We start from the raw sequence: 26,249 nt of genomic DNA, 5'->3' as shown, positions 1-26,249 counted from the left end.
GCCACGCGGATCGGTAGCGTGCCCGAAGGGCGAATTATCGCTCGCGATAGTGCTTATGAGCGAGAGGCAAGGATGCTGAACTGGCTGTTTTACAGGATGTATTTAAAGGATGAAAAGTTTCATTCGTTAAGCTCATTGCTGTTACCCAAATTCCGTAAGCGAAGCGTTCCCTAGGTCATAGACCGTTCGTCTTTGCTTATTAGCCCCTAGCTTTTACCCGTAAGCGAAGCGTTCCCTAGGTCGTAGACCGTTCGTCTTTGCTTATTAGCCCCTAGCTTTTACCCGTAAGCGAAGCGTTCCCTAGGTCGTAGACCGTTCGTCTTTGCTTCATTAGTCAATTTTCTTTCATGGAGTACACAGGTGTTACACAAAACCAAAAAAATAATTATTGCAGGTATTAGTGCACTCGTTTTGTTAAGCACACAGGTGCAGGCTGTAACGCCGTCTCCGCAGATGATAGAGCAATTTAAACAACTACCCGCATCAGAGCAGCAAAGGCTAGCCAAGCAATACGGCATCGACCCGTCGATGATCAGTGGCGGTGCTAGCCAACAACGTCAGCTTGAGAACCCACAGCTAGTCAATGAAAGACAACAGTTTGATGCGAGTGGTCAAGCTATCTTTGATAATCGAAATGCTGCAGAAAATAAATCCAAGCTAGATTTTGATGAAGATAAGGCTAAAACGGAATTAAAGCGCTTTGGTTATGACCTGTTTCGGGGCGAGCCGACAACCTTTGCGCCAGTCTCTGATGTGCCTGTACCGAGTGAATATCTGGTTGGGCCTGGAGATAACATCAAGGTTCAGCTCTTCGGCAAAGAAAATAAAGAGTATGACTTGGTTATCAATCGTGAAGGCGTGATTCAATTTCCTGCGCTAGGGCCTATTAATGTCGTAGGTTTAAACTTTGCGGAACTGAGAAAACAATTAACAACACGTATCAACCAGCAGATGATCGGCATTGAATCGAATATCACCATGGGTGAGCTACGTTCAATTCGAATCTTTGTTGCAGGTGACGCTTACAAGCCAGGTTCATATACAGTGTCGAGTCTATCGACGATTACGCAAGCCTTGTTTGTGTCTGGCGGAGTAAACGAGATAGGCTCACTGCGTAACATTCAGTTAAAACGTAATGGCAAGCTCATTGGCAGCATGGACCTTTATGACTTGCTCATGAGAGGAGATGCATCCGGAGATAAGCGTCTTCGTTCTGGTGATGTGGTATTTATCCCCTCTGTGGGTGGGCTAGTCAGTGTCACAGGTGAAGTGCGTCGACCGGCTATCTATGAGCTGAAAAAGCATGAAACCATTGGTGATATCATCTCTATGGCTGCAGGGCTTAAACCTGGAGCCTATCCAAGAAGCAGTAGTGTCGAGCGTTTCAATAGCACAGGCTTGAAAACAGTCACCAACCTAGATTTAACCACCGCCAGTGGCAAAGCCACTAAAGCTCGCTCCGGAGATGTGGTCAGAATCAAGAGTGCATCGAACCGCTATGAAAACGCCATCACGGTTATCGGTGCGGTAGTCCGTCCTGGTAAGTATCAATGGTACCAAGGGCAAAAAATCAGTGATCTGGTTCCATCAATATGGGGCGACCTACAAGCCTCGGCAGATCTTGATTACGGTATTATCGTTCGTGAAATAAATGACTATGGTGATGTTGAAATCCATCAGTTTGCACCCGGGCTGGCTATTAGTGATAAAGCCGCATCTGATGACCTGTTATTAAAATCTCGAGATAAGGTGATTTTCTTTAACTTCAGTGACGAAGCGCAAAATCGCTATGAACTGAACAAACTCGTCAAAGAGAGAGTTGCCAAGGTGGCTAAATTAGCCGGTGATTCATTGCTGGGTAATGACATGTTCAGCTCAGGTTTCTCGCAGTTGCAAAAACAAGGTTTAGAGCAACGCAGTCAATTAGGTGGAGTGATTATTGCTCAAGAGGCACCTGAAGACGACCAAACAGCTGCAATTATTGGCGAAGTCAACAAGATGTTGATTAATCTGTTTGACGATAAAGACTTGATTAAGCTCAGTAGCGTGATGAATAGAGGCGAGCTTCTCTATCCGGTAGTCATGAAGCTCAGTAGTCAGGGCCGTGCGGGTAAGGGGGTCATGGTTGTTGCCGTAAATGGTAAAGTGCGCCATCCGGGGATATATCCTTTAGCGGTCAATGCCAGAGTCAATGATCTAATCAAAGCTGGCGGTGGTCTTAAAGAAGGTGCCTATACCACTAGAGCAGAACTGACCAGCACAGTGACAGATAATATTGGTTCGAGTATTAAGCATGCCAATATAGACCTTAAAAGTGCAATTGAGGGAAATGCAACGGCTAATGTCTTGCTGAAAGGTCGTGACATATTAACTGTCATGACCACACCCGAGTGGCAAGAGAACAAAACCGTAGAGATCCGTGGTGAAGTCAGATTCCCAGGTGTTTACAACATACGTCGTGGTGAATCACTTCAAGACGTACTAAAGCGCGCCGGTGGTTTCACCGAATACGCATATCTGCCATCATCAGTGTTTGTGCGTGAGTCTGTTCGTTTGCAAGAGCAGTTAGAGATTAAGAAGCTCGCCGATCAACTGCGCCGTGATATCGCGACTCGTGGCGTATCTAAAGACGGCAACGTGGTCAACTACGCCGATGCGCAGATGATGCTGACCGATTTAGAGAATATTAAAGCCGTCGGACGCCTAGTCGTCGACCTTTCTGCCATTTCAATCGGCATCGAGCAAGCTGATTTACAGCTCGAAGACTCAGATGTGTTATATATTCCATCGACTAAGCAGACCATTGCTGTGATGGGCGAAGTACAACATGCCGCGACGCACAGATTCAAGCAGGGCTTAACGTTAGACCAATACCTGGCAATGTCTGGTGGAGTGAGAGAGCGTGCCGATGATGATAGAACCTACGTCATCAAGGCCAACGGTTCAGTGATGATGCCAAGTAATTCAATGTGGTTCAGCAGTGAAGATGACCTACAACCTGGTGATACCATCATTGTACCGCTAGACACCGAGTACAAAGATAACCTAACGCTCTGGACTCAGGTCACCAGCATCATCTACAACTCAGCCGTCGCATTCGCCACAGTCGCTAGGCTTTAAAGGTTAAGATGAACGCCGCAAGCGGCTACGGAACGGACTGCGTCCTTACGGAGTCTGCCCGTATTCCGTAAGCGAAGCGTTCCCTAGGTCGTAGACCGTTCGTCTTTGCTTTTATCCCGTAGCTTTTACCGTAAGCGAAGCGTTCCGTTATCCTTTTTCGCTCTTACATCTTTTACCGTAAGTGAGCTTGCGAACGTTCCGTCCACCGTTATTGTTTTTACATCTTTACTCAAACCAAGGATGGTTATGAAATTCCAAAAGCTAGAAGTCTGGCAACTCAGTTTTCAATTATCTTGCTCGATTTATAGAGAGACAAAAGAGCTAAGGGATTGGGGCTTCAAAGATCAAATCACTCGCTCAGGCCTTTCGGTACCTTCAAACATAGCTGAGGGCATCGAGCGGCAGGGAGTGAAAGAGCAGATTCAATTTCTCTATATTGCTAAAGCATCACTTGCAGAAATGATGACACAAGCAATGATAGGTAGAGAAATTAGTTATTTAGATAAAGATTTTGTTGAAAACATACTTAGAGATGCTGAGAAAATATCCGCAATGCTAGCTGGCTTGATTAAAAGCTTAAAAAATCGTAACAAGTCCTCTTAGCTAGCGCCTTAGGGAATAGACTGCGGCCTACGGATAACGGAACGCTACGTTCACGGAACAGCCTTCGGCCGCATGAACGCCGCAAGCGGCTACGGAACGGACTGCGTCCTGACAGATAACAGCACGTAAAGCGTACGCTTTTACATCTTTAACCGTAAGTGAGCTTGCGAACGTTCCGTTATCCGTTATCGCTCTTAAATCTATACCGTAAACGAAGTGTTCCGTAAGTGAGCCTGCGAACGTTCCGTCCACAGTTATCGCTTTTACATCTTTAACCGTAAGCGCAGCGTTCCGTCCACAGTTATCGCTCTTAAATCTCTACCGTAAGCGCAGCGTTCCGTAGTGACGAAGTCACGTTCCGTCAACCGTATTCAAAACATGAGATACATTTTCAATGTCCACTGATATAAATAAATATAACGATTCACAGTTCCCTCAAACTACAAACGAGGATGAGATTGATTTGAGGGAGTTGTTTTCAGTCATCTGGCAAGGCAAGTGGCTCATCATCGCCATCACTGCAGTTTTCGCCATTGGTTCAGTTATCTATGCCATAAATCAACCGAATATTTACAAATCTGAAGCTCTGTTAGCGCCAGCTGAGTCGGAACAGGGCGGTGGTTTAGCCGCATTAGCGGGTCAGTTTGGCGGCCTAGCCAGCATGGCGGGGATTAACCTGAGCGGTGGCGGTGGCGTCGATAAGACTCAAATGGCAATCGAAGTGATGAAATCACGACAGTTTACCAGCCAGTTTATTCAAAGGCACAAGATCTTACCTGACTTAATGGCAATTGATAAATGGAACATGAGCGATAACAGCATCACCTATGATGAAGAGTTATATAACTTAAGTGCTAATACTTGGGTTCGTGTAGTTAACGCACCGTTTAAGCCAGAACCCTCGATGCAAGAAGCCTATAAAGAATTTACAAAGTTCGTGTCAGTTAACTCGGCTAAAGATACTGGCATGGTAACTGTATCCGTAGAGCATCAGTCGCCGGCAGTTGCCCAGCAATGGGTGACTTGGTTAGTCGAAGACATTAACAAGGTGATGAAAAAACGCGATGTAGCAGAAGCCAATCGCAGTAGTGAATTCTTAACTAAGCAGATCGCGTCAACTAATGTAGCCGATATTCGTTCTATTCTTTACAAGCTCATCGAAGAACAAGCAAAAACGATTATGTTCGCCGAAGTACGTGATGAATATGTATTTAAGACAATTGATCCCGCGTTAGTACCTGAAGAAAAGGCTGGACCTAAGCGAGCACTAATATGTGTGTTAGGCACAATGCTAGGTGGAATGCTGGCTGTGATGATAGTATTGATTAGAAACTTTATAAACAAAGAAGATAGTTAGTTAACAGCATTCTGCTTTTGTAAACCCTTTGTGTATGTGAACTTTAATTCAATGCTAGCAAGATAGGCTAAAAGTGCTGATTATTGATGCGGATATGCGTAAAGGTTACGTGCAGTGTTACATTAACCTTGACTGGGAACGCGGCTTGTTAGAAATTCTGTCGGGTAAATTAGAAACTAAAGAGGTTATTAAAACATCGGGTATTGAAACCTTGATGTTATTACCTTGGCTTAGAATGAATATGATCAAGTCCCCAGGTACTGTTAATGTGCTGGCTAGAACAATCTTGATGGTAGGCCGTTTAGGTCTAAATACCGCTAAAAAATTTATATAGCACTTCTAAGGTGTGAAATTCTTGGGGTTGAAGTAAAAGTTGTTGAGATAATAGGCAACAATAGCAATGTGAGTGATAAGTTATACCTATTTAAAGATTGAAGATATTAAGGGTTTTTTATCAGCATATTGTAATCTAGAATTTATAAGGGACAGATATCTCAAGACTATCTCAATCGAATATTTCTATTTCAGTGGTAAAAGTATCACTGAGATAGAAATATGATAAACTCAATTTTAAATAATCTTAAGTAATTAATAGGATGAATAATTCCTCTATCAGCTTCTTATTCTTGTATAAACTCACTCTAGCTAAAAAATTAATGACACACTATTGCTATAATTATCACAGAGATACGTAAACGTTGAATCTACATAGTCTGTATTATATGAATACTTTTGTCATATTTCAATATGCTTTTTGTAGCGTCATAATATAGTAATTATATTTAAAATTTAACTCATGTTAATATTGATTTTATATGAATAAAATACAATTAAAAATAGAAAGTATTTCGAGTAATCAAGCGCTATCAAAAATAATTAAAAACATATCTTGGCTATTTTCTGAAAAAATAATAATAATGGCTTTGCAACTACTATCCAGTATAGTTATCGCTAGAGTTATTGGCAGTGATTCTTTTGGTAAACTTAACTATCTCCTAGCGTTAATAACTTTGATAGAACCTTTATCATCTTTGGGCCTTAATGCTATTTTAATGAGAGAGATCTCCAAAGGCATACCAGAAAGAAAAGTTATCTCGACAATCCTGATATTTAGATTAATTTCAATTATAGTGTCAAGTCTGTTCTTTTTCTATATTTATACTAAATTATCATTAATAGATAATGAAGATATTTATCTCTTTAGTATAATGTTAGCATTTAATACATTAACTGTATTCTCTTTTATAAATTATTGGTTTCAATATTATGTAAAATCAAAAGTGATTTCCATAATGCGAACATTAGTAACAATTATATTTGTTACTATAAAATTGACATGTGTTTACCTAGCATACGATGTAAGTTATTTGATTTTTATATCAAGCTTGGAGATTGGAATTATTGGAATTGGATTTGTTGTATGTTTTTATATGCAAGGGAGAACAATAAGGTTTAAATACATAGATTTCAATTATGGAATCAAATTGATTAAAAGTTCTTGGTGGTTAATTTTATCAGGTTTTGCATCGATAATTTATTTGAAGATCGATCAGATAATGCTTGGTAATCTTATTGATGATTCTGCAGTTGGTGTTTACGCTGTAGCTGCAAAGTTATCTGAAGTTTGGTATTTTATACCCACAGCAATAGTAGCTTCATTTTTTTCTAAAATTCTGAGTGAAAAGAAAAAATCTGATTTAAGTTACTATGATTATTTACAAAAAATATTCATTTTATTATATCTTATTTCTATAGTAATTGCTGTCACGGTTACTTTATTAGCAGATTTTGTTGTAATCAACCTCTACGGAGATGAGTTTATAATGTCTTCAATGATTCTTAAAATTCATATTTGGGGCGGAATATTTGTTTTTTTAAGAGCTTTAGTTAGTAAGTGGATAATTGCAGAAGATTTAATGTATATCTCATTGTTGTCTCATGGATTTGGAGCTGTCATTAATGTGGGTTTAAATTGGTTTGTTATCCCTGAGTTTGGTGCTATAGGTGCTGCGTACTCTACGGTTATTGCATATATATTTTCTTCATATTTATGCTTTGCTATTTTCAAAAAGACAAGGGTAATATTCTTTCAATTAACATACACATTCATATTTCCAGTTATGATATTAAAAAAGGTATATTTCAAAAGTGAAATTAAAAATTAAAAACTTTCTTAAATTGGTTTTAAAGAGACTCAAATATATATCATTATTTCTTTTCTCTAAAAATAGTACGTTAGCCTCGATATATTATGTACTATTTTCTAAAGAATTTAAAAATGAACAATTAGCTGTTTTACTTGGGAAGTTAAATTATTATAAATCAGATGGTGTTAATAGTGACTCTTCAGCATTATTAAGAAGAAACGTACACCGCATTGAAAAAGGTTTAATAATGAGACCAAGAAGAGCTGTATTTGGATTAGCATATTTGAATGAAACAATAGATTGCTACACCCGAGCCTCTTTTAATTCAAATATATCCAAAAGCCAAGAGTTTTTGTGGGCTTATGACGTTTTAAGTAAATATTTCAACGTGGTAGATCGAAATAATGAAATTATTTCATGTTGTTTTGATAAATTCACTAAGGTTAGCCCTCTTCATCAAAATGAAAATAAATTAGTTCCATATGAAAAGAAAAGTATAGTTAGAGCTGCAATTTCTTATGAAGAGTTAACATTACTCTTTAAGCAAAGACGTTCTAACAGATGGTTCATTGATAGAAAAGTGGATATTAATATATTTAAAGAGGCTGTAGAAATTAGTTCTCAAGCACCATCTGCATGTAATAGACAGCCGTTTAAATTCATTTTTTCTAATGATAAAAGTAAAGTGAAAAAGATAGCTGAATCTGCTATGGGAACAGCTGGTTTTTCTGACAATATACCGTCAATAGTTGCGGTTATTGGTGATTTGTCATGCTATCCATTTGAAAGAGATAGGCATGTTATATATATTGATTCATCATTAGCATCAATGCAGTTGTTATTATCTCTTGAAATATTAGGTTTAAATAGTTGTGTAATTAACTGGCCAGATATAGTGGCTAGAGATAAAAAAATATCTGAATTATTGGGACTAAAGCCTCATGAAAAAGTAGTAATGTTAATAGCTGTTGGTTATGGAGATGAGCAAGGATTGATTCCATTTTCTCAAAAGAAAACAGCTGATGAATTAGTAATAGAGGTAAAATAAAATGATAGTAGAAGTTTTAGGTATAGGAATACCTAATAAAGGTGCTGAATTAATGTTAATTGCAGTACAACAAAAGATAAGATCAAAATACCCTGATGCTAAATTTGTAGTTGAACCTAATACAGATTATTTTGGAAGGGCTAATCATGGGTTATATCAAAAGTTTGTATTTAGAAATAAATATATGGATTTAAGTTTCATTGGTGACTATCTTCCGGCTAAAATAAAAAGTAAGTTTGGCATTTTATCAGAAAAAGATGTCGATGTTATCTTGGATACATCGGGTTTTGCTTATGGTGATCAGTGGAGTGTTAATAAATTAGCTACGAGATTAGGTCGTATAGATAAATGGAAAAAAGATGGTAAAAAGGTGATCATTTTACCACAGGCATTGGGCCCATTTACTAAAAAAGGGTTTGATGAACAATTAAAACATATTGTACCATCTTGTGACCTTATTTTTGCTCGAGATGAAATATCATATAAATATATACAGCCATACTCGAAAGACAATGTTTTCCAATCGTGCGATTTTACTAATATTGTGTCTCTTGATGGTGTTAGCGCCTCACCGCGAGATGTTTGTGTAATACCTAATTCTAAAATGATCGAAATGTCTTCTGATTTTAAAACCGCGGACATTTATTTGAATCAGATGTATGACATGATTAATACGTGTATTAAACATGGAAGAAAACCATATTTCTTACTTCATGAAGGTAAATCTGACCTAGATTTAGTGAATCAAATAAATGATAGACTTGATAGTAAAATAGAAATAGTCAAATCTGATTGCCCAAGAGAAATAAAAAAAATTATTGGTTGTTCAAATATTGTCATTAGTTCTAGATTTCATGGTATTGTTAGTGCTCTATCTCAAGGAATACCAACAATTGGAACTGGTTGGAGTCATAAATATGAAATGTTAATGCGTGATTATGATAATGAGAAGTTTTTATTAGATCAATCTAATAGTAAGCATAATGAGCTTTTAATTGAATTGTTTAACAATGAAAAATATAAAATAATTCAAAATAGAATTAATGATAAATCTCATGCTTTGAAAACGAAATCAATGGCCATGTGGAATAAAGTTTTAGATATAATTTAAATTATGATTAGTATTATTATTCCACATTATAATGATCTTGATGGTATCGCTAGATTATTAAAAACGATACCATTAAATTCTGATATCGAGTGTATTCTTGTTGACGATTATAGTGATAACTATAATCAATTGTTAACACTGGTTAATGGGTATTCATTAACTAATGTTAAGTGTTTTAAAAACAATCAAAAAAAAGGTGCCGGTACATGTAGGAATATTGGTATTGAAAACTCGAATGGTGATTGGCTTTTATTTGCTGATTCAGATGATTACTTTACTCACAATGCATTTGATATTATTAATAAATTATTGAGTGAGAGTGATTTTTACGATGTTTTGTATTTTAAGCCGGAAAGTATAAATATTGATTCGTGTGAGTTATCAAGTCGACATATTAATTACGAAAACTTAGTTAAACAGCATTACTATAATAAGGATGAAAAAATAAGATATTCATTTTTTGTACCTTGGAGTAAATTAATAAAAAAACAGCTTATACTAACAGAGAATATAAGATTTGATGAAGTGATTGCATCTAACGATATGATATTTTCTTTAAAAGTAGGACATTATGCGAAGAAAATAAAATCATCATTAAATGTGATTTATATTGTAGTTGAGAGAAAAGGCAGTCTTACTAGAGTTAAAAATGAAGAACGATCAACATGTCGAATTGATGTGGCATTCCGTTTTAATCATTTTCTGAAGATGCATCAATATTCTAAATATCAGTTATCACTAGCTTCATTATTGCGTTCATATGGACGAGATGTATCATTAATGAAGGTAATGAAAATAATATGTGTTTTTATCCGACAAGGTTGGAAAATATTTCCAGATTCATTTCGTAAATAGATGTTGTTTCATTAAGTTAAATAAATCATATTCTGGTATGTTGATTTATTTAACATTTCAACATTATTGGAATTAATTTAAATCTACATTCAGTTCAGTGAAGCTGGTTAGTCTCATTTTATACAATAACCATATTTTAATTCATCAAATAATGATTATCACTAATCATTATAATGAGTGATAACCACAGCTCATAGCAAAAAAGAAAATTAATATCCTGGCTACTTTGGTTATGCACGTTTCTAGTTTAACATTTCTTTAATGTGTTTAAGTTACAAAAAATGGATCTTGATAATAAACTAGGTTTTAAATATGAATTTTTATTTGTTAGTATTATTGCTAATATTTTTTTCTGGTATTATTTCCTCATCTTACCCAAGAGATGATTTTAAAATTAATGTTGTTTTTACAGTTTTCTTTGTGATTTTATCTTCTATTTTGGTTAGCTCTAGGGCATTGTTTGAAATAAATTCAGATGATATGATTAGATATTACGATACATATCTTTACATTAGGGATGTGGAGTATAGTTTTGTAAGGGAACCTATATTTTATATTTATAATTACATATTAAATTTAATCTTTTTTGACACCCTATCTCCTCGAGGTTTATTACTGATTTATGCATTAACTATAAATTCTTTGTTTGCCATCTCGATTTATAAACTAGTTAAAAGAGAATATTTTTGGCTTTGTCTTTTTTGTGTTTTTACCGCTACACCATTTTTATTTACATCTGGGCAATTAATTAGGCAGACAATATCACTAGCTTTATTCCTTTGTTATGTTGGATTTAAAGATGAAAGTAAAGTAAAATCATACATATTTTTGATTTTAGCACTTTTAGTTCATTATGTTACAGCTCTTATCTTTGTTTTTTATATTTTCCTTGAAAAGAAGCCTTTAAACAGAAAATTAGTTCTAACATTGTTAGCATGTTCTATTGTTATAGGAGGGATATTTGAGTCTGTAGGGACAAAACTATTTTATGATAATATCATGATATTAGATTTTGGGTTTATGACTAAGAAAATCCAGTATTATTTAATTATGCTAGAACAAGGAGAGGTTGAAGGCGGTATTTCTGTTGTTAAACTAATATTTACATCTTTAATATTTGTGTATTTTTTTTCACAAAAAGAAAAAAATAAATTTTTTATTTTATCGCAAATGATGGCTATTCTAGTATCCATAAGCTTTGTTTTTTCTGGGATAGATACATTATCAAGACGGTTTTTTATCTATTATAGTTTAATCGCACCTATCTATATCCCATATGTAATAGAAATGTTTAGTGTGAAATCTAAGATTTTGATTCGATTTGTTTTTATTAGTTTTTTTATGCTTCTTCTTATTAAGTCTTCTGTATCAAAGCCTAGTGGTTTTTCTTTATTTAGTGGGTCATTATCATTGTATTGATCTCGTTTTTTATAATTAGGTTAGACTATCTCCTTAATAAAAAATAAGTTAGTGTTATTATAGTGCTTTTAATTGACCTGAGCTTTATAAAAAGCCATGTTTTCGAGGTTATTCGAATAATCGATTATGGAGATGGGGATATATTTAAATGAAGTTCTTAGTCTGAAAGTAACGTTTTACTTAAAATATAAATCCCTTTCTTAATCGTAATATTAATCAAAATATTGATTTATTATACAGGATCTCCCATGGACACCCCGTTAGTTAGTGTTGTTATCACCACATATAATAGAGAAAAGCTATTAAGCCGAGCGATCGATTCAGTGATTATGCAAGATTATGAAAATATTGAAATAATAATTAGTGATGATTGCTCTGAATTTGACGTTCGTTCATTAATCGCTTTAAAACAAATAGAAACTCATATTCCCATTAGATATCGACGTAATAACCTAAATTCTGGTGCTTGTTATACGCGTAATGAAGGTATAAAAATTTCAAATGGTTTTTTTGTAACAGGATTGGATGATGATGATGAGTTTACTTTCGACCGCATATCTTACTTAGTTAATAATTATGACCCAAAGTATTCTTTTGTAGCATCAAACACTAAAGTCATCACTAATAAAAAACATTTCCCACTGTTTACTGTTAAGAAAAACAAAGTTATTTCATACCAAAATAGCTTATGGGAAAATATCATTGGCACTCAAGTGTTAACCGAAAAATATAGATTTATTGAATGCTGTGGTTTTGATGTAACTTTAACTTCGGCTCAAGATGCTGACATGTGGGTTAGATTAATAAAACACTATGGTCCAGCATTACGGCTCAAAGAAAAAAAATATATTCTCCATACGGAACATGAAGAAGGGAGGGTTTCAACTTCTTCTAAAAAATTAACAGGGCTAGAATCTTTTCAAAAAAAGCATTTCAGTGATATGACTGATTCACAAAAAAAATATTCGCAATTTAAACTATTATTTTGGCAAAACAACCATACCTTCAATTGCAATATGTTAAAGAAATTAGACTTTAACATTATGATATTTATTTTAAAGAAAAAGTTTAGGTTGATCTAGTTCTTATAGTGCAGTTTCATCTGCTCCTAAGAAAGTATTTTGCACCTCAATTAAGACGTTCATTAGTACATCAATATTAGTTCTGTTGACTCTGTATGTCGTCGGTTTGGACTTGATTTTACAGATGGGAAAATAGAAAATAAATAGTATTACACTGAATGGTATGATAGGCAATCCATTTAATTATGTACAAAAAACGAGTTCTATTAATCATTATCAGAATCGGAAGGTTTCCCATGAGTCTATGATCTGCCGTACAATCTCGATACACAGTGATTGTAAGACTGGACTCAAGGAAATATTGTTTGATTCTTATGACGATTACTCTGGTATACATACTGAATTTTAAATTAATAAAAGAGGTGTATTATTGTCTATTGGTGATATAGATATAGCTGTTAAAGCAATGTTTTATACCGCTAAAAATAAAATATGTAAATTAAATAATTTGAGCCAGGCCTTTAACACCTTAGCTCTTGATAAATAACTGTAAACATCATTCAACTTTAAATAAGAATTATGTATGAATAAAAAAATAAAATATTTTATTAGAGATGTAATGAGATTTTTATTAGGGGTGAAAGGGTATACATGTATTCGTTTTGTATTGACTCATGGTTATATCCCTAGGTTAAATAAACCCAGAACTTTTTCTGAGAAAATAATCTATAGAAAGTTTAATACAGAACCTCAATTATTATCAAAATTTGTCGATAAATATACAGTGAGGGAATTTGTTAAAGACAAACTGGGTGCTGAATATTTAATTCCATTAATCAAAGTTAAATTGTTCATTTCTCCAGAAGATTTCGATGATCTTCCTACTAGTTTCGTGATGAAAACAAGTAACGGTGGTGGAGGTGAAAATGTATTGCTTGTTGAAGATAAATCAAAATTAGAGCTGAATGATATTTGCCTTCGATTTAATGAATACCTAGAAATTAAAGTTGGTCACATTGTAGATGAACATTTTTATGATATCGAAAAACCTCACGTTATCTTCGAAGAATTAATTAAGCATCAGGATGGTAGCTATCCATCTGATTATAAATTGCATGTCTTTAATGGACATAAGTCTAAAGTTATTGTTCAAGTGGATGCGGATCGTTTTGGGAATCATAAGCGTTCGCTTTTTGATGAGGATTTGAAACGATTAGATTTTGATATTCAACCAAAGTATGATTCAATTTCTAATGATTATAAGTTTCCTTCAAACATGGATACACTGATTCGTGTTGCAAAAAACCTATCAGAACAATTTAAGTATGTTCGAGTCGATTTGTACAATGTTGAGGGAAAAATTTATTTTGGTGAATTAACTTTTTGTCATGGAAGTGGTTGGGAACCTCTTTCTACAAAAAAAGCGGATTATTTGTTAGGTAGTTATTGGGAAGAGTTCACTTCGTAAAATATTTAGTGAAAACTGTCTTCAACTCCTACTGATAGATTTAGTTATAGTGATTTTTTAAGGTTATAAAATGTCTCGTAGTCCCACAATTGCAATTACTTCTAACACAAGCTGGTATCTCTATAACTTTAGAAAGAACACAATCCTTGCTTTAATCAAACAGGGTTATAGTGTTATAGCTATCGCCCCTGAAGATGAATATTCCAGTCGGTTATTCGAATTAGGTTGTGAGTTTATCCATATCAATATTGATCAAGGTGGAACTAACCCTGTTCGTGATATCCAGACATTTATTTGTTTTTATAGGATTTACAAACTAAAAGATATTGATGTAGCATTAAATTTTACCCCAAAAAACAATATCTACAGTACCTTAGCTGCATATTTTAATGGTACCAAATCTGTTAATAATATAGCAGGCTTAGGTATCTTATTTATTAATGAGAGCATAACTTCTAAAATTGTTCGTTTTCTTTATAAAATAAGCCAATCAAAAGCATCTAAGTTATTTTTTCAGAATGAAGATGACCGCGAATTATTTTTAGATAAAAAAATCACAACAACAGTTGAAACAGATCGACTGCCAGGTTCTGGTGTTGACCTTACCCGTTTCGTACTATCTCCAGCAATCGATGATGGTACAGTTCGATTTTTATTGATTGCTCGAATGTTATATGACAAAGGTATTGGTCAATATGTCGAAGCTGCGCGTAGCTTAAAGAAAAAGTATGGGGCTAACGTTGAGCTATGTTTATTAGGTTTTCTTGACGTAAGTAACCCATCAGCAGTATCAAAGCAAGATATGCAATCTTGGGTTGATGAAGGTATTGTTAATTACCTTGGTACTTCTGATTGTGTTGAGCAAGAAATAGCAAAGGTAGATTGCATGGTCTTACCTTCTTATTATCGAGAAGGTGTTCCTAAGTCATTACTTGAAGCTGGAGCTATGGGTAAACCTATAGTAACGACCGATAATGTTGGTTGCCGAGAAACGGTCGATGATGGGGTTAACGGCTTCTTATGCGAACCACGTTCGTCTAAAAGTTTAACTGAAAAGTTAGAGTTGATTATTAACATGACTCACCAAGAACGCCTCGAAATGGGTGAGAAAAGTCGTATGAAAATCGAAAATGAATTTGATGAGCGTATTGTGATCAACAAGTACCTTGATGCTATTAAAGAATGTTTATCCAAAAAATGATGAGAAATTAAATGAAAATTGCAATTGCCGGTACCGGTTATGTTGGCCTGTCTAATGCGGTCTTATTGGCCCAGAAAAACATTGTAGTCGCTGTCGATATTGTTGAAGAAAAAGTCAATTTAATTAATGACAAACTTTCACCTATTGCTGATGTTGAAATAGAAGATTTTTTGGCAAATAAAGAACTGGATTTGACTGCAACTCTGGACAAAGAACTCGCCTACCGAGATGCCGATTTTGTTATTGTTGCGACACCAACTGACTATGATCCCATAGGTAATTACTTTAATACCTCTTCGGTCGAGGCTGTAATTCAAGATGTGTTAGCCATTAATCCTAGTGCGGTTATGGTGATAAAATCGACTGTGCCAGTGGGTTTCACCGAATCGGTAAAACAAAAGTTTGGAACCGATAACATCATCTTCTCTCCAGAATTTTTACGTGAGGGGCGTGCTTTGTACGATAACCTCCACCCATCACGTATTATCGTAGGTGAGCGTTCCGAACGTGCATCAGTATTTGCCAGTTTATTGGCCGATGCTGCTATTAAACAAGATATCTCAATCTTGTTCACTGACTCAACCGAAGCCGAGGCTGTTAAGCTATTCTCTAATACTTACCTAGCAATGCGGGTGGCTTATTTTAATGAATTGGATACTTACGCAGAGTCTCATGGTTTAGATTCTCGTCAGATCATAGAAGGTGTTGGTCTTGATCCTCGTATAGGATCACACTATAACAATCCTTCCTTTGGTTATGGTGGTTATTGTTTACCCAAAGATACGAAGCAATTGAAGGCTAACTATGCTGATGTGCCGAATAGTTTGATCAGCGCGATTGTAGATGCCAATTCTATCCGTAAAGACTTTATTGCTGATTCAATAATTAAAAGAAATCCTAAAATTGTGGGTATATATCGCTTGATCATGAAGTCTGGCTCGGATAACTTCCGTGCATCTTCGATTCAGGGGATCATGAAGCGGATCAAAGCCAAGGGTATTGAGGTTGTTGTGTATGAGCCAGTTTTGGATGAAGCTGAATTTTTCCATTCCAGAGTCATCACTGATCTGAACGAATTTAAGTCTATCTCTGACGTTATTGTGTCTAACCGCATGGTCGATGAGATTAACGATGTTGCTGACAAAGTATATACACGTGATTTATTCGGTTCAGATTAAAGGCCGGTAACGGATAAGACGATAAAAGCGGAACCGCCTTCGGTCTAACGGAACGCGATTCATTGCTACGGAATGCTTTGCTTACGGTTTGCACTGAATCTAGAGTGTCGCTATGCTCCTGCTGTATTCTATATAATCAACAGACAATATCAAAGCTGGTACAAACACATTGCTTTGGTGAGCGCTCTGAACGCGCTTCTGTTTTTGCCGGTTTATTGGCCGACGCTGCGATTAAGCAAGATATCTCAATCTTGTTCACTGACTCAACCGAAGCCGAGGCTGTTAAACTATTCTCTAATACTTACCTAGCCATGCGGGTAGCTTATTTTAATGAATTGGATACTTACGCTGAGACTCATGGTTTAGATTCTCGTCAGATCATCGAAGGTGTAGGCCTAGATCCACGTATTGGCTCCCACTACAACAATCCTTCATTTGGCTATGGTGGCTACTGTTTACCTAAAGACACAAAGCAGTTGAAGGCGAACTATGCCGATGTGCCGAACAGTTTGATCAGCGCGATTGTTGATGCCAATTCTATCCGTAAAGACTTTATTGCCGATTCGATAATTAAAAGAAACCCTAAGGTTGTGGGTATATATCGCTTGATCATGAAGTCTGGCTCGGATAACTTCCGTGCATCTTCGATTCAGGGGATCATGAAGCGGATCAAAGCCAAGGGTATTGAGGTTGTTGTGTATGAGCCAGTTCTGGATGAAGCCGAGTTTTTCCATTCCAGAGTCATCACTGACTTGAATGAATTTAAGTCTATTTCTGACGTTATTGTGTCTAACCGCATGGTTGATGAGATTAACGATGTTGCTGACAAAGTATATACACGTGATTTATTCGGTTCAGATTAAAGGCCGGTAACGGATAAGATGATAAAGGCGGAACCGCCTTTGGTCCAACGGAACGCGATTCATTGCTACGGAATGCTTTGCTTACGGTTTACTCAGATTATAGCGCATCGCTACGCCCCTTGCTGTATTCTATATAATCATCAGATAAAATCTAAGCTGGTACAAGCAAATTTCTTTGAACGATCGGCATTATGTCGTCAGGTTTGTACCGTGAGCGTAGTGTTCTGTGAGTGAGCTTGCGAACGTTCCGTCATCCGTGAACTTAGCGTTTATTTTAGTTTTAAAAGAGAATTTTATGAAGTATTTAGTGACCGGAGCTGCCGGTTTTATAGGGTCTAAGGTTAGTGAACGCTTGTGTGGCATGGGTCATGAGGTTGTAGGTATTGACAACCTCAATGATTATTACAATGTTAACCTCAAGTTGGCACGCTTAGATAGACTCAAGTCTTTAAACAATTTCTCATTCGTTGAACTGGATTTGGCCGATAGAGAAGGCATAGCCAACTTGTTTGCCGAAAGTGATTTCGCACGTGTTATTCACCTTGCCGCTCAAGCTGGTGTACGTTACTCAATTGATAATCCCATGGCTTATGCTGATAGTAATTTAATTGGACATTTGACGATTCTTGAAGGTTGCCGTCATCACAAGATCGAGCATTTAGTCTATGCTTCATCGAGCTCAGTATATGGCCTTAATTCCAAGATGCCATTCTCAACCGCCGATAGCGTTGATCACCCCATTTCCTTGTACGCTGCAACCAAAAAAGCCAACGAATTGATGTCTCACACCTATTCACATCTGTATGGTGTACCGACAACAGGACTGCGGTTTTTCACCGTATACGGCCCATGGGGACGTCCTGATATGGCTCTCTTTAAGTTTACTAAGTCTATTTTGAATGGTGAAGCTATCGATGTGTACAACCATGGTAATTTGAGCCGAGACTTTACTTATATTGATGACATTGTCGAAGGTATCATTCGAATTCAAGATGTTGTTCCTACTATCAGTGATCATTGGTCTGCAGATACAGGGACACCTGCTACCAGTTCTGCACCATATCGTGTATTCAACATAGGTAATGGTAGCCCGGTAAAGTTGATGGACTTTATATCAGCACTCGAAACTGCATTAGGTATCAAAGCGGTGAAGAACATGATGGACATGCAGCCTGGTGATGTTCATTCAACCTGGGCTGATACTGAAGATCTTTTTAAGACAGTTGGTTATAAGCCAGAAATGGATGTTGAGACTGGCGTTAAACTTTTTGTTGACTGGTATCGTGAGTTTTATCATTGCTAGCCTACAGATCAAAACCCCATCATTTATAGAAGATAAATGACAGCATATTCTTTAAGTGTTAGTTTTACACTTAACAAAGCTCTGCTATAATTCGTACGCATTATGGATGACATAGAACTTAGGTTTATGTGTTCTGATTTTTTCACGCACAGACCTACTTTTAAGGACTCAAAATGAGTAGCATCTATCCCGTTATCATTACGTTTATAATGACTTGTCTAGCAATAAACCTCCTTAAGCCCTTAGCTACGCAATATGGCTTGGTCGATTCACCAAATGAAAGAAAACATCACACAGGTGAGATCCCACTCATCGGTGGATTAGCTATCTACTTAAGTATTTTACTTGCTACAATGATTTTTGTTCCTCAAAGTCAAGAGCTTAACTTATATTTGATTTCCTCAGCGTTAATTTTGTTCTTAGGTGTGTTGGATGATAAGTATGATTTGTCAGTAAAGCTTCGTATCGTAGCACAAGTCATTATTGCTTCAATGATGATATTCGGAGCTGGGCTCTACTTGACTAGCTTAGGGGAGATTTTTTACTTTTTTGATTTACAGCTTGGTCTTGTTGGTGTTTTTGTTACTGTTATTGCAGTCATAGGCTCTATCAATGCCTTCAATATGGTTGACGGGATTGATGGTCTTGCCGGCACATTAAGTGTGGTGACTTTTTCTTCATTAGGCTATCTACTCTATCAAGCAGACAGCGAATGGTATATGTTGTCTGTGCTATACGTTTCGGCCTTACTTGCTTATCTAATGTTCAATCTGCGTTGGCCATCTTCTAAGCTCCAAAAGATCTTTATGGGGGATGCTGGCAGTATGCTGATAGGGCTAACCGTTGTCTGGTTGTTAGTGGTAGGAACGAATGTCGATACGCAAGCATTTTCTCCGGTTATCGCCTTGTATCTTATTGCTATACCATTAATGGATATGGCTGCAATTATGTACAGACGCGTAAAAAAAGGGACTTCTCCTTTTAAGCCCGATCGAGATCATCTACACCATATCTTTGAACGTGCAGGCTATACCAGAAAGCAGACTTTAGTACGTATATCAATTCTAGCAACTTTAATCGCTCTCTTAGGGCTTATGGGGGAGAATTATAATGTGCCTGAATGGATTATGTTTGCCGGATTTTTAATGTTATTCAGTGCTTATAATTGGGCTCTGAGCAACGTATGGAAAATTTTGACTTGGATCAGGCAAGAGTCTTAACTAATAGACTAATCTGATTCAGCAGTATTTACTTTTGCCCTGCATTGCGGGGCTTTTTGTTTTAAGGATAGAAATGAAAGTTGTTATTCCTGTTGCTGGCCTTGGTACGCGCATGCTACCCGCTACCAAAGCCATTCCCAAAGAGATGTTGCCTCTAGTCGATAAGCCTTTAATTCAATATATCGTCGATGAGTGCGTAAAAGCCGGCGTTAAAGAGATAGTACTGGTAACCCATGCCAGTAAGAATGCTATCGAGAACCATTTTGACACTTCTTATGAGCTTGAATCTACGCTGGAGAAGCGGGTAAAGCGCCAGTTACTGGAAGAAGTACAAGCTATTTGCCCTAAAGATGTGACCATAATGCATGTGCGTCAAGGTGAGGCTAAAGGGCTAGGGCACGCTGTGCTGTGTGCCAAGCCTTGTATTGGCAATAATCCTTTTGCTGTGGTGTTACCCGATGTGATCTTAGATGAATATACAGCCAACCAAACCAGCCACAATTTAGCGGCAATGATTCGCCGTTACAAGGATACTTCGGCTAGTCAGATCATGGTTGCCCCTGTGCCTGATGAAGATGTCAGTAAGTATGGTATTGTCGATTGTGAAGGTGTTGGTTTGTGCGCCGGTGAATCAACGGCTATCTCTAAGATGGTTGAGAAACCAGCTCTTGATGAGGCACCTTCAAACCTCGCCGTTATTGGCCGTTATGTGTTATCGGAAAAAATCTGGGATCTCCTTGCTAAAACCCCTGCCGGTGCTGGGGATGAAATTCAACTTACAGATGCCATCGATATGTTGATCGAATCCGATACCGTAGAAGCTTTTCACATGACAGGTAAGTCCCATGATTGCGGTGATAAGCTTGGCTACATGACTGCATTTGTAGAGTATGGCCTGAGAAACAAGAAGTTAGGCGTTGAGTTTCGTAAAAATTTGCAGCAGTTGATTTTGTAGGAGGGCCTTCAGGCCCGAAATCGGTATTGATGTTAATTCGAATCTTTGCTTGTTTCAATCAATCGCGGCTGAAGCCGCTCCAGAGGATAAAACTAAGACGAATGTCGTCTTAGTTTAGGTAATTGTGAGCGTAAAATGAGACTTTTTTGACATAGGGTGTTATTTTATGTGGATATTTTTTTAAAGGTTTTATGATGAAAATTGCTATAGCGGGAACTGGCTATGTAGGCCTATCAAATGCTGTATTATTGTCGCAATATAATGAAGTTGTGGCTGTTGATATCATTGAAGAAAAAGTAGCTCTAATTAATGATAAACGATCGCCAATTGCGGATAATGAAATTGAACATTATTTAGCAACAAAACCATTAAATTTGCTGGCTACCTGTGATAAGCAACTCGCTTATACCGATGCTGATTATGTCATCGTTGCCACACCAACCGACTATGATCCTCAAACCAATTACTTTAATACATCTTCTGTTGAATCAGTCATTCAAGACGTATTGGCGATAAACCCTGCAGCTGTTATCGTGATTAAGTCGACTGTACCCGTTGGGTTTACTGAGTCGGTTCGCGAAAAGTTTAAGTGCGATAACATTATTTTCTCGCCGGAGTTTTTACGTGAAGGTACGGCGTTATACGATAACCTACACCCATCTCGGATTATCATTGGTGAACGTTCCGAGCGTGCTACAGTATTTGCTAACCTGTTGTCAGAAGCGGCGCTTAAAGAAGATATCCCATTACTGTTTACCGATTCGACCGAAGCGGAAGCGGTAAAACTGTTTTCAAATACCTATCTTGCAATGCGGGTTGCCTATTTTAATGAGCTTGATACGTACGCAGAAACGCATGGCTTAAATGCCAGACAGATCATTGAAGGGGTAGGTTTAGACCCTCGCATCGGTAGTCATTATAATAACCCATCATTTGGCTATGGTGGCTATTGCTTACCTAAAGATACTAAACAGTTACGTGCAAACTATGCGGATGTACCTAATAGCTTAATTAGTGCCATCGTCGATGCGAACACTACGCGCAAAGACTTTATTGCCAATGCAATTATTAAGAGAAATCCTACCGTCGTAGGCATATATCGCTTAATTATGAAGAGTGGTTCAGATAACTTCAGGGCATCTTCGATTCAAGGAATCATGAAGCGAATCAAAGCCAAAGGCATCGAAGTTGTTGTTTATGAGCCTGTACTCGATGAAGCTGAATTTTTCCATTCTCGTGTAGTCAAAGACTTGGCTGAATTTAAACAGATGTCCGATGTTATTGTATCGAACCGCATGGTTGATGAGATCGCCGATGTAGCCGATAAAGTCTACACTCGAGATCTGTTTGGAAATGATATGTAAGTCCCATGATTGCGGTGATAAGCTTGGCTATATGACTGCGTTTGTAGAATATGGCCTGAGAAACCAGAAGTTTGGCGTTGAGTTTCGTGTTTTGTAGGAGGGTCTTTAGGCCCGATTGATGTTAATTCGAATCTTTGCTTGTTTCAATCAATCGCGGCTAAAGTTTTGATGTTGTGTTCTTTCGCGGCTGAAGCCGCTCCTACGGGGTATGGCCTCGGTCACATGAACACCTATGCCCGCTGCTATTTATTTAGGGCGGGCTTTTTGTTATTTGGATCTTGATGTAGGAGGGTCTTTAGGCCCGATGTTTTGATGTTGTGTTCTTTCGCGGCTGAAGCCGCTCCTACGGGGTATGGCCTCGGTCACATGAACCCTGATGCCCGCTGCTATTTATTTAGGGCGGGCTTTTTGTTATTTGGATCTTGATGTAGGAGGGTCTTTAGGCCCGATGTTTTGATGTTGTGTTCTTTCGCGGCTAAAGCCGCTCCTACCAAGTGCGGTGGATATTTGCACACTTTCTATCACCTATTGTACTTCCTCCAGCTGCTATTTTAATTGGTTAATAGATAAAGAGATTGGCCGGAAATCTTCCTTTTAAGGTGATTTAGTTAGCTTTTATGTACATAACAGTCCCTTAAAGGCTTGTATGTAGCTTAATGTTGACCGGTGCAAAGTGGTGTGTAATACTTCTTTTAAGGGTTGCATGTGTAGTTCATGTGACATAAAGCGTCCTTTAGGGGGTCTTATGATGTTCAGTGCTGCCACGCCTCATGCCATTGCTACTGAATTAGGCGATAGAATCAAAGTTGCTCGGCTTAATGCAGACTTAACACAAAAAGAGTTGGCTCAAAAAGCTGGAATATCACTTAAAGCCGTAACTAATAGCGAGAAAGGAAAATCAACACTAGAATCCATTGTTGCTATTTTGGTGGCGCTCGAACTGACGGAACAACTTAATTCATTTATACCTAAACAAGGAATATCACCCGTTCAGCTTGCTAAGCTGCAAGGCAAAGAACGTAAACGAGCAACAGGCACGAGTAAAACGATCACTAAAAGTAAGGTTACGCCATCATGGTAAAAGAAGTCATAACCGTAAAGTACAAGCATCATGATGTCGGCGCTGTAAGCTATGATACAGAAAATCAAATTGGCTGGTTCGAATATTTCCCTAGTTTTATCAAAAAGGGGATCGAGCTTTCGCCAATAAAAATGCCTTTGAGTAAAAAGATATACTCATTTCCCGAATTAGATTACCCAACATTCAAAGGACTTCCAGGACTCATTGCAGACTCATTGCCGGATGATTTTGGTAATGCCGTAATGAACGCTTGGATAGCAAGTAAAGGTAAATCGTCAACAGAGATTACTCCTCTACAGCGGTTACAGTATACGGGCATGAGAGGAATGGGCGCTTTAACATACGCTCCTGCCATTAGACGTAAAAACCTGAATGCTTCTCAATCTATACACATAGAATCACTTGTTTCAATGGCTCAAGAAGTATTAGATAAACGTAAGCAGTTTAACGTCAACTTAAACAATGGCAATCAAGAAGATACTGAAGCCATGATGTCACTTATGTCTGTAGGCATGAGTGCTGGTGGTGCAAGGCCAAAAGCCGTATTGGCATTTAACAAAGATTTTAGCCAAGTTCGTTCAGGCCAAACTGACGCACCCGATGGGTTTACTCATTATCTTATGAAGTTTGATGGTGTAAGCGAACACAATAAAAGCCAAGAAACATTTGGTGATCCATTAGGTTATGGCGCGATGGAGTATGTATATCATTTGATGGCAACAGGATGTGATATCGACATGATGCCTTGTCGCTTGCTTAATGAAGGTGATCGGAGACACTTTATAACGCAAAGGTTTGATCGCAACGGTAATGATAAAGTACATGTGCAGACTCTCAACGGACTAGAGCATGTAAGTTACAAAAAAGTAGGCTCGTATTCTTACGCCGAGTTACTTGGTACTGCGCGAAAGCTCAATTTGAGTCCTGAGGATGCTAATCAGCTATTTAAACGAATGGTCTTTAATGTTGTGTCTAGAAATCACGATGACCATGCTAAAAACTTTGGGTTTATTCTTGACCACGAAAATAATTGGCAACTCGCCCCAGCTTACGATTTAGCATACAGCTTCAAACCGGACAGCTTTTGGGTCAGTAAACATTGGATGACACTAAATGGCAAGCAAGACAATTTTACTAGAGCTGATTTTCACAGTTTTGAAAAACTAAGTCCTATTTTCAGTAAACGAAAGATAAACGACATATTAGATAATACTATTGAAGTGGTCTCAACGTGGAGCCAACTCGCCTCGGAACAAAGTGTGCCTAAGTCTTTGATAAATGAGATAAGTCAAAATTTAAGGCTTTCCATCTAAACGCCGCCAAATGTATGTCATCGAATATTTTTTCGGTACAATCAATCGCGGTTGAAGCCGATCCTACGGGGAGTTACCTTCGGTCACATGAACCCTGATGCCCGCTGCTATTTATTTAGGGCGGGATTTTTGTTATTTGGATCTTGATGTAGGAGGGTCTTTAGGCCCGATGTTTTGATGTTTTGATGTTGTGTTCTTTCGCGGCTGAAGCCGCTCCTACGGGGAATGACCTCGGTCACATGAACCCTGATGCCCGCTGCTATTTATTTAGGGCCGATGTTTTGATGTTGTGTTCTTTCGCGGCTGAAGCCGCTCCTACAAGGAATGGCCTTCGGTCACATGAACACCTATGCCCGCTGCTATTTATTTAGGGCGGGCTTTTTGTTATTTGGATCTTGATGTAGGAGGGTCTTTAGGCCAGATGTTTTGATGTTGTGTTCTTTCGCGGCTGAAGCCGCTCCTACCAGAATCTTCTGATGATTAATGTCTTAGGGTTTTCCGTTTTTGACAGCTTCTATAAAATCTTCAAAGTCACTTAAATTATGCTTGATGACATGGATAACAATGTCGAGATTTAACTCTTGATAGTCATGGACGGCAATATTTCTCAAGCCTACCATTTTCTTGAGTTTTTCAGCGAGAGCTGCTGGTATGACACTGTTTTGTGCTAACAAGGTAAAGCTGTCTCGGCTACTTTGAGGTACACCAAACTTGTGTTGACGACTGATATGATTAGCAATATCGATGCACGCCTCACAGGCTCTTTGTAAGTTTAGCAGTACGCTATCTTGTAGAGTGTAATCATGTGGGAAGGCGTTGCCATCTCCATAAACATCTTTAATACGAGTTAAACAGCGTCCGATGGTCGTCATTTTGTTGAGCATGATATCGTTCATCGATATGCCTCCTAGATATTCCCAATAAGCGATATACGCTTATTTGTCGTTATTTCTTACTTCAAAATCACTTAATATTGCGGCTCTTTCGGATTGTAGGTGTTGATACATAGACATAGTTTTCGTGGTAAAAATGTCATCATCGCGAGTGCTTCCCCAAAGACATATGCCTTGGGTGATGACTTGCTGACACAATACCGTTGAAGCGCAACTTAGATCAATCAGATCGACATCTATATCAAATTCTGAGGCTAATGCTTGGGCAATTTCCCAGCGTGTTAGATTATCTAACGTTTTTGCTGGCAATATAGCAATATCTAGATCACTTTCGGGATGTTGTTCACCATTCGCATATGAGCCAAACAGGTAGATTAGCCTTAGATTGGGGATTTTGATTCTAATAGCATTAATGAGTACGGTTTCATCCAATTTGAACATACGAGTGTTACTTATTAATTTTAGTGCTGTTATTAGTATACCATAAGCGAAAAGTTAAGGCTGAACGTCGTGAGAGCAGGGGATGGGACGTCTCGCTTCTGGTGTAGGAGGGTCTTTAGGCCCGATGTTTTGATGTTATGTTCTTTCGCGGCTAAAGCCGCTCCTACGGGGAATGGCCTCGCTCACATGAACACCTATGCCCGCCTCTATTTATTTAGGCCCGATGTTTTGATGTTATGTTCTTTCGCGGCTAAAGCCGCTCCTACAAGGAATGGCCTCGGTCACAT

At 37.7% G+C, this 26,249-nt stretch carries 21 protein-coding genes and 1 pseudogene; 20 read left to right on the top strand and 2 right to left on the bottom strand.

Annotated elements, in window-relative coordinates; genetic code table 11:
• The first annotated feature begins 360 nt into the window (after positions 1 to 360).
• From HRU42_RS15580 to HRU42_RS15485, 20 genes and pseudogenes are all read left to right on the top strand, one after another.
• Positions 361 to 3,120, top strand: coding sequence for an SLBB domain-containing protein (locus HRU42_RS15580; RefSeq protein WP_295032298.1), 2,760 nt, complete (start codon positions 361 to 363; stop codon positions 3,118 to 3,120).
• 246 nt (positions 3,121 to 3,366) lie between these two features.
• Complete coding sequence (locus HRU42_RS15575) at positions 3,367 to 3,723, top strand: four helix bundle protein (protein ID WP_295032297.1); 357 nt, start codon at positions 3,367 to 3,369, stop codon at positions 3,721 to 3,723.
• Between the two features lie 394 nt (positions 3,724 to 4,117).
• Positions 4,118 to 5,080 (top strand): Wzz/FepE/Etk N-terminal domain-containing protein, encoded by a 963-nt coding sequence (locus HRU42_RS15570; RefSeq protein ID WP_295032295.1) that lies wholly within the window; start codon positions 4,118 to 4,120, stop codon positions 5,078 to 5,080.
• Positions 5,081 to 5,174: 94 nt separating this feature from the next.
• Positions 5,175 to 5,414 (top strand): hypothetical protein, encoded by a 240-nt coding sequence (locus HRU42_RS15565; protein WP_295032293.1) that lies wholly within the window; start codon positions 5,175 to 5,177, stop codon positions 5,412 to 5,414.
• 481 nt (positions 5,415 to 5,895) lie between these two features.
• The gene (locus HRU42_RS15560) at positions 5,896 to 7,245 is read left to right on the top strand and encodes a flippase (protein WP_295032291.1); all 1,350 of its coding nucleotides are present in this window, start codon (positions 5,896 to 5,898) and stop codon (positions 7,243 to 7,245) included.
• Positions 7,229 to 8,275, top strand: coding sequence for a nitroreductase family protein (locus tag HRU42_RS15555; RefSeq protein WP_295032289.1), 1,047 nt, complete (start codon positions 7,229 to 7,231; stop codon positions 8,273 to 8,275). Before HRU42_RS15560 ends, HRU42_RS15555 begins: the two co-directional genes overlap by 17 nt.
• Position 8,276: 1 nt before the next feature.
• Complete coding sequence (locus HRU42_RS15550) at positions 8,277 to 9,386, top strand: polysaccharide pyruvyl transferase family protein (protein ID WP_295032287.1); 1,110 nt, start codon at positions 8,277 to 8,279, stop codon at positions 9,384 to 9,386.
• Positions 9,387 to 9,389: 3 nt separating this feature from the next.
• Positions 9,390 to 10,241, top strand: a complete 852-nt coding sequence (locus tag HRU42_RS15545) for a glycosyltransferase family 2 protein (RefSeq protein ID WP_295032285.1) — start codon at positions 9,390 to 9,392, stop codon at positions 10,239 to 10,241.
• Positions 10,242 to 10,553: 312 nt separating this feature from the next.
• Positions 10,554 to 11,660 carry an EpsG family protein gene (locus HRU42_RS15540; protein ID WP_295032283.1) on the top strand — a complete coding sequence of 369 codons (1,107 nt, stop codon included), beginning with the start codon at positions 10,554 to 10,556 and terminating at the stop codon, positions 11,658 to 11,660.
• Between the two features lie 248 nt (positions 11,661 to 11,908).
• On the top strand, positions 11,909 to 12,742 hold the full coding sequence (locus HRU42_RS15535; RefSeq protein ID WP_295032282.1) for a glycosyltransferase: 834 nt from the start codon (positions 11,909 to 11,911) through the stop codon (positions 12,740 to 12,742).
• A gap of 523 nt (positions 12,743 to 13,265) precedes the next feature.
• Positions 13,266 to 14,150 carry an ATP-grasp fold amidoligase family protein gene (locus HRU42_RS15530; RefSeq protein WP_295032281.1) on the top strand — a complete coding sequence of 295 codons (885 nt, stop codon included), beginning with the start codon at positions 13,266 to 13,268 and terminating at the stop codon, positions 14,148 to 14,150.
• A gap of 70 nt (positions 14,151 to 14,220) precedes the next feature.
• Positions 14,221 to 15,351: a glycosyltransferase family 4 protein gene (locus tag HRU42_RS15525; RefSeq protein ID WP_295032280.1), complete on the top strand. Its 1,131-nt coding sequence runs from the start codon at positions 14,221 to 14,223 to the stop codon at positions 15,349 to 15,351.
• Between the two features lie 11 nt (positions 15,352 to 15,362).
• Entirely contained in the window at positions 15,363 to 16,529 is a 1,167-nt protein-coding gene (locus tag HRU42_RS15520) for a nucleotide sugar dehydrogenase (RefSeq protein ID WP_295032279.1), read from the top strand.
• 176 nt (positions 16,530 to 16,705) lie between these two features.
• A pseudogene (locus HRU42_RS15515) lies at positions 16,706 to 17,392 on the top strand (UDP binding domain-containing protein); the annotation flags it as partial.
• Between the two features lie 295 nt (positions 17,393 to 17,687).
• Positions 17,688 to 18,695 carry an NAD-dependent epimerase gene (locus HRU42_RS15510; protein WP_295032277.1) on the top strand — a complete coding sequence of 336 codons (1,008 nt, stop codon included), beginning with the start codon at positions 17,688 to 17,690 and terminating at the stop codon, positions 18,693 to 18,695.
• 173 nt (positions 18,696 to 18,868) lie between these two features.
• On the top strand, positions 18,869 to 19,915 hold the full coding sequence (gene wecA, locus HRU42_RS15505) for a UDP-N-acetylglucosamine--undecaprenyl-phosphate N-acetylglucosaminephosphotransferase (RefSeq protein ID WP_295032275.1): 1,047 nt from the start codon (positions 18,869 to 18,871) through the stop codon (positions 19,913 to 19,915).
• A 73-nt stretch (positions 19,916 to 19,988) separates the two neighbouring features.
• Entirely contained in the window at positions 19,989 to 20,870 is an 882-nt protein-coding gene (galU, locus tag HRU42_RS15500; RefSeq protein ID WP_295032273.1) for a UTP--glucose-1-phosphate uridylyltransferase GalU, read from the top strand.
• 194 nt (positions 20,871 to 21,064) lie between these two features.
• Positions 21,065 to 22,234, top strand: coding sequence for a nucleotide sugar dehydrogenase (locus tag HRU42_RS15495; protein ID WP_295032271.1), 1,170 nt, complete (start codon positions 21,065 to 21,067; stop codon positions 22,232 to 22,234).
• A gap of 745 nt (positions 22,235 to 22,979) precedes the next feature.
• Entirely contained in the window at positions 22,980 to 23,315 is a 336-nt protein-coding gene (locus HRU42_RS15490) for a helix-turn-helix transcriptional regulator (protein WP_295032269.1), read from the top strand.
• Positions 23,309 to 24,628, top strand: a complete 1,320-nt coding sequence (locus HRU42_RS15485) for a type II toxin-antitoxin system HipA family toxin (RefSeq protein WP_295032267.1) — start codon at positions 23,309 to 23,311, stop codon at positions 24,626 to 24,628. The genes HRU42_RS15490 and HRU42_RS15485 overlap by 7 nt, the downstream gene beginning before the upstream one ends.
• A 488-nt stretch (positions 24,629 to 25,116) precedes the next feature.
• Here HRU42_RS15485 and HRU42_RS15480 read toward each other — a convergent pair whose 3' ends face one another.
• Complete coding sequence (locus HRU42_RS15480; RefSeq protein WP_295032265.1) at positions 25,117 to 25,524, bottom strand: DUF86 domain-containing protein; 408 nt, start codon at positions 25,522 to 25,524, stop codon at positions 25,117 to 25,119.
• A 39-nt stretch (positions 25,525 to 25,563) separates the two neighbouring features.
• Positions 25,564 to 25,962, bottom strand: coding sequence for a nucleotidyltransferase domain-containing protein (locus tag HRU42_RS15475; RefSeq protein WP_295032263.1), 399 nt, complete (start codon positions 25,960 to 25,962; stop codon positions 25,564 to 25,566).
• Between the last annotated feature and the right edge of the window lie 287 nt (positions 25,963 to 26,249).

The sequence above is a fragment of the Shewanella sp. genome, from assembly GCF_013214165.1.
Lineage (GTDB): Bacteria > Pseudomonadota > Gammaproteobacteria > Enterobacterales > Shewanellaceae > Shewanella.
This window is presented reverse-complemented; position numbering and strand designations above follow the sequence as displayed.

Bases quoted from the DNA above. Each gene is read 5' to 3' on its own strand.
- HRU42_RS15575 (WP_295032297.1), top strand. From the start codon at position 3,367: ATGAAATTCCAAAAGCTAGAAGTCTGGCAACTCAGTTTTCAATTATCT.
- HRU42_RS15570 (WP_295032295.1), top strand. From the start codon at position 4,118: ATGTCCACTGATATAAATAAATATAACGATTCACAGTTCCCTCAAACT.
- HRU42_RS15565 (WP_295032293.1), top strand. From the start codon at position 5,175: ATGCGTAAAGGTTACGTGCAGTGTTACATTAACCTTGACTGGGAACGC.
- HRU42_RS15560 (WP_295032291.1), top strand. From the start codon at position 5,896: ATGAATAAAATACAATTAAAAATAGAAAGTATTTCGAGTAATCAAGCG.
- HRU42_RS15550 (WP_295032287.1), top strand. From the start codon at position 8,277: ATGATAGTAGAAGTTTTAGGTATAGGAATACCTAATAAAGGTGCTGAA.
- HRU42_RS15545 (WP_295032285.1), top strand. From the start codon at position 9,390: ATGATTAGTATTATTATTCCACATTATAATGATCTTGATGGTATCGCT.
- HRU42_RS15540 (WP_295032283.1), top strand. From the start codon at position 10,554: ATGAATTTTTATTTGTTAGTATTATTGCTAATATTTTTTTCTGGTATT.
- HRU42_RS15535 (WP_295032282.1), top strand. From the start codon at position 11,909: ATGGACACCCCGTTAGTTAGTGTTGTTATCACCACATATAATAGAGAA.
- HRU42_RS15530 (WP_295032281.1), top strand. From the start codon at position 13,266: ATGAATAAAAAAATAAAATATTTTATTAGAGATGTAATGAGATTTTTA.
- HRU42_RS15525 (WP_295032280.1), top strand. From the start codon at position 14,221: ATGTCTCGTAGTCCCACAATTGCAATTACTTCTAACACAAGCTGGTAT.
- HRU42_RS15520 (WP_295032279.1), top strand. From the start codon at position 15,363: ATGAAAATTGCAATTGCCGGTACCGGTTATGTTGGCCTGTCTAATGCG.
- HRU42_RS15510 (WP_295032277.1), top strand. From the start codon at position 17,688: ATGAAGTATTTAGTGACCGGAGCTGCCGGTTTTATAGGGTCTAAGGTT.
- wecA (WP_295032275.1), top strand. From the start codon at position 18,869: ATGAGTAGCATCTATCCCGTTATCATTACGTTTATAATGACTTGTCTA.
- galU (WP_295032273.1), top strand. From the start codon at position 19,989: ATGAAAGTTGTTATTCCTGTTGCTGGCCTTGGTACGCGCATGCTACCC.
- HRU42_RS15495 (WP_295032271.1), top strand. From the start codon at position 21,065: ATGAAAATTGCTATAGCGGGAACTGGCTATGTAGGCCTATCAAATGCT.
- HRU42_RS15490 (WP_295032269.1), top strand. From the start codon at position 22,980: ATGATGTTCAGTGCTGCCACGCCTCATGCCATTGCTACTGAATTAGGC.
- HRU42_RS15485 (WP_295032267.1), top strand. From the start codon at position 23,309: ATGGTAAAAGAAGTCATAACCGTAAAGTACAAGCATCATGATGTCGGC.
- HRU42_RS15480 (WP_295032265.1), bottom strand. From the start codon at position 25,524: ATGAACGATATCATGCTCAACAAAATGACGACCATCGGACGCTGTTTA.
- HRU42_RS15475 (WP_295032263.1), bottom strand. From the start codon at position 25,962: ATGTTCAAATTGGATGAAACCGTACTCATTAATGCTATTAGAATCAAA.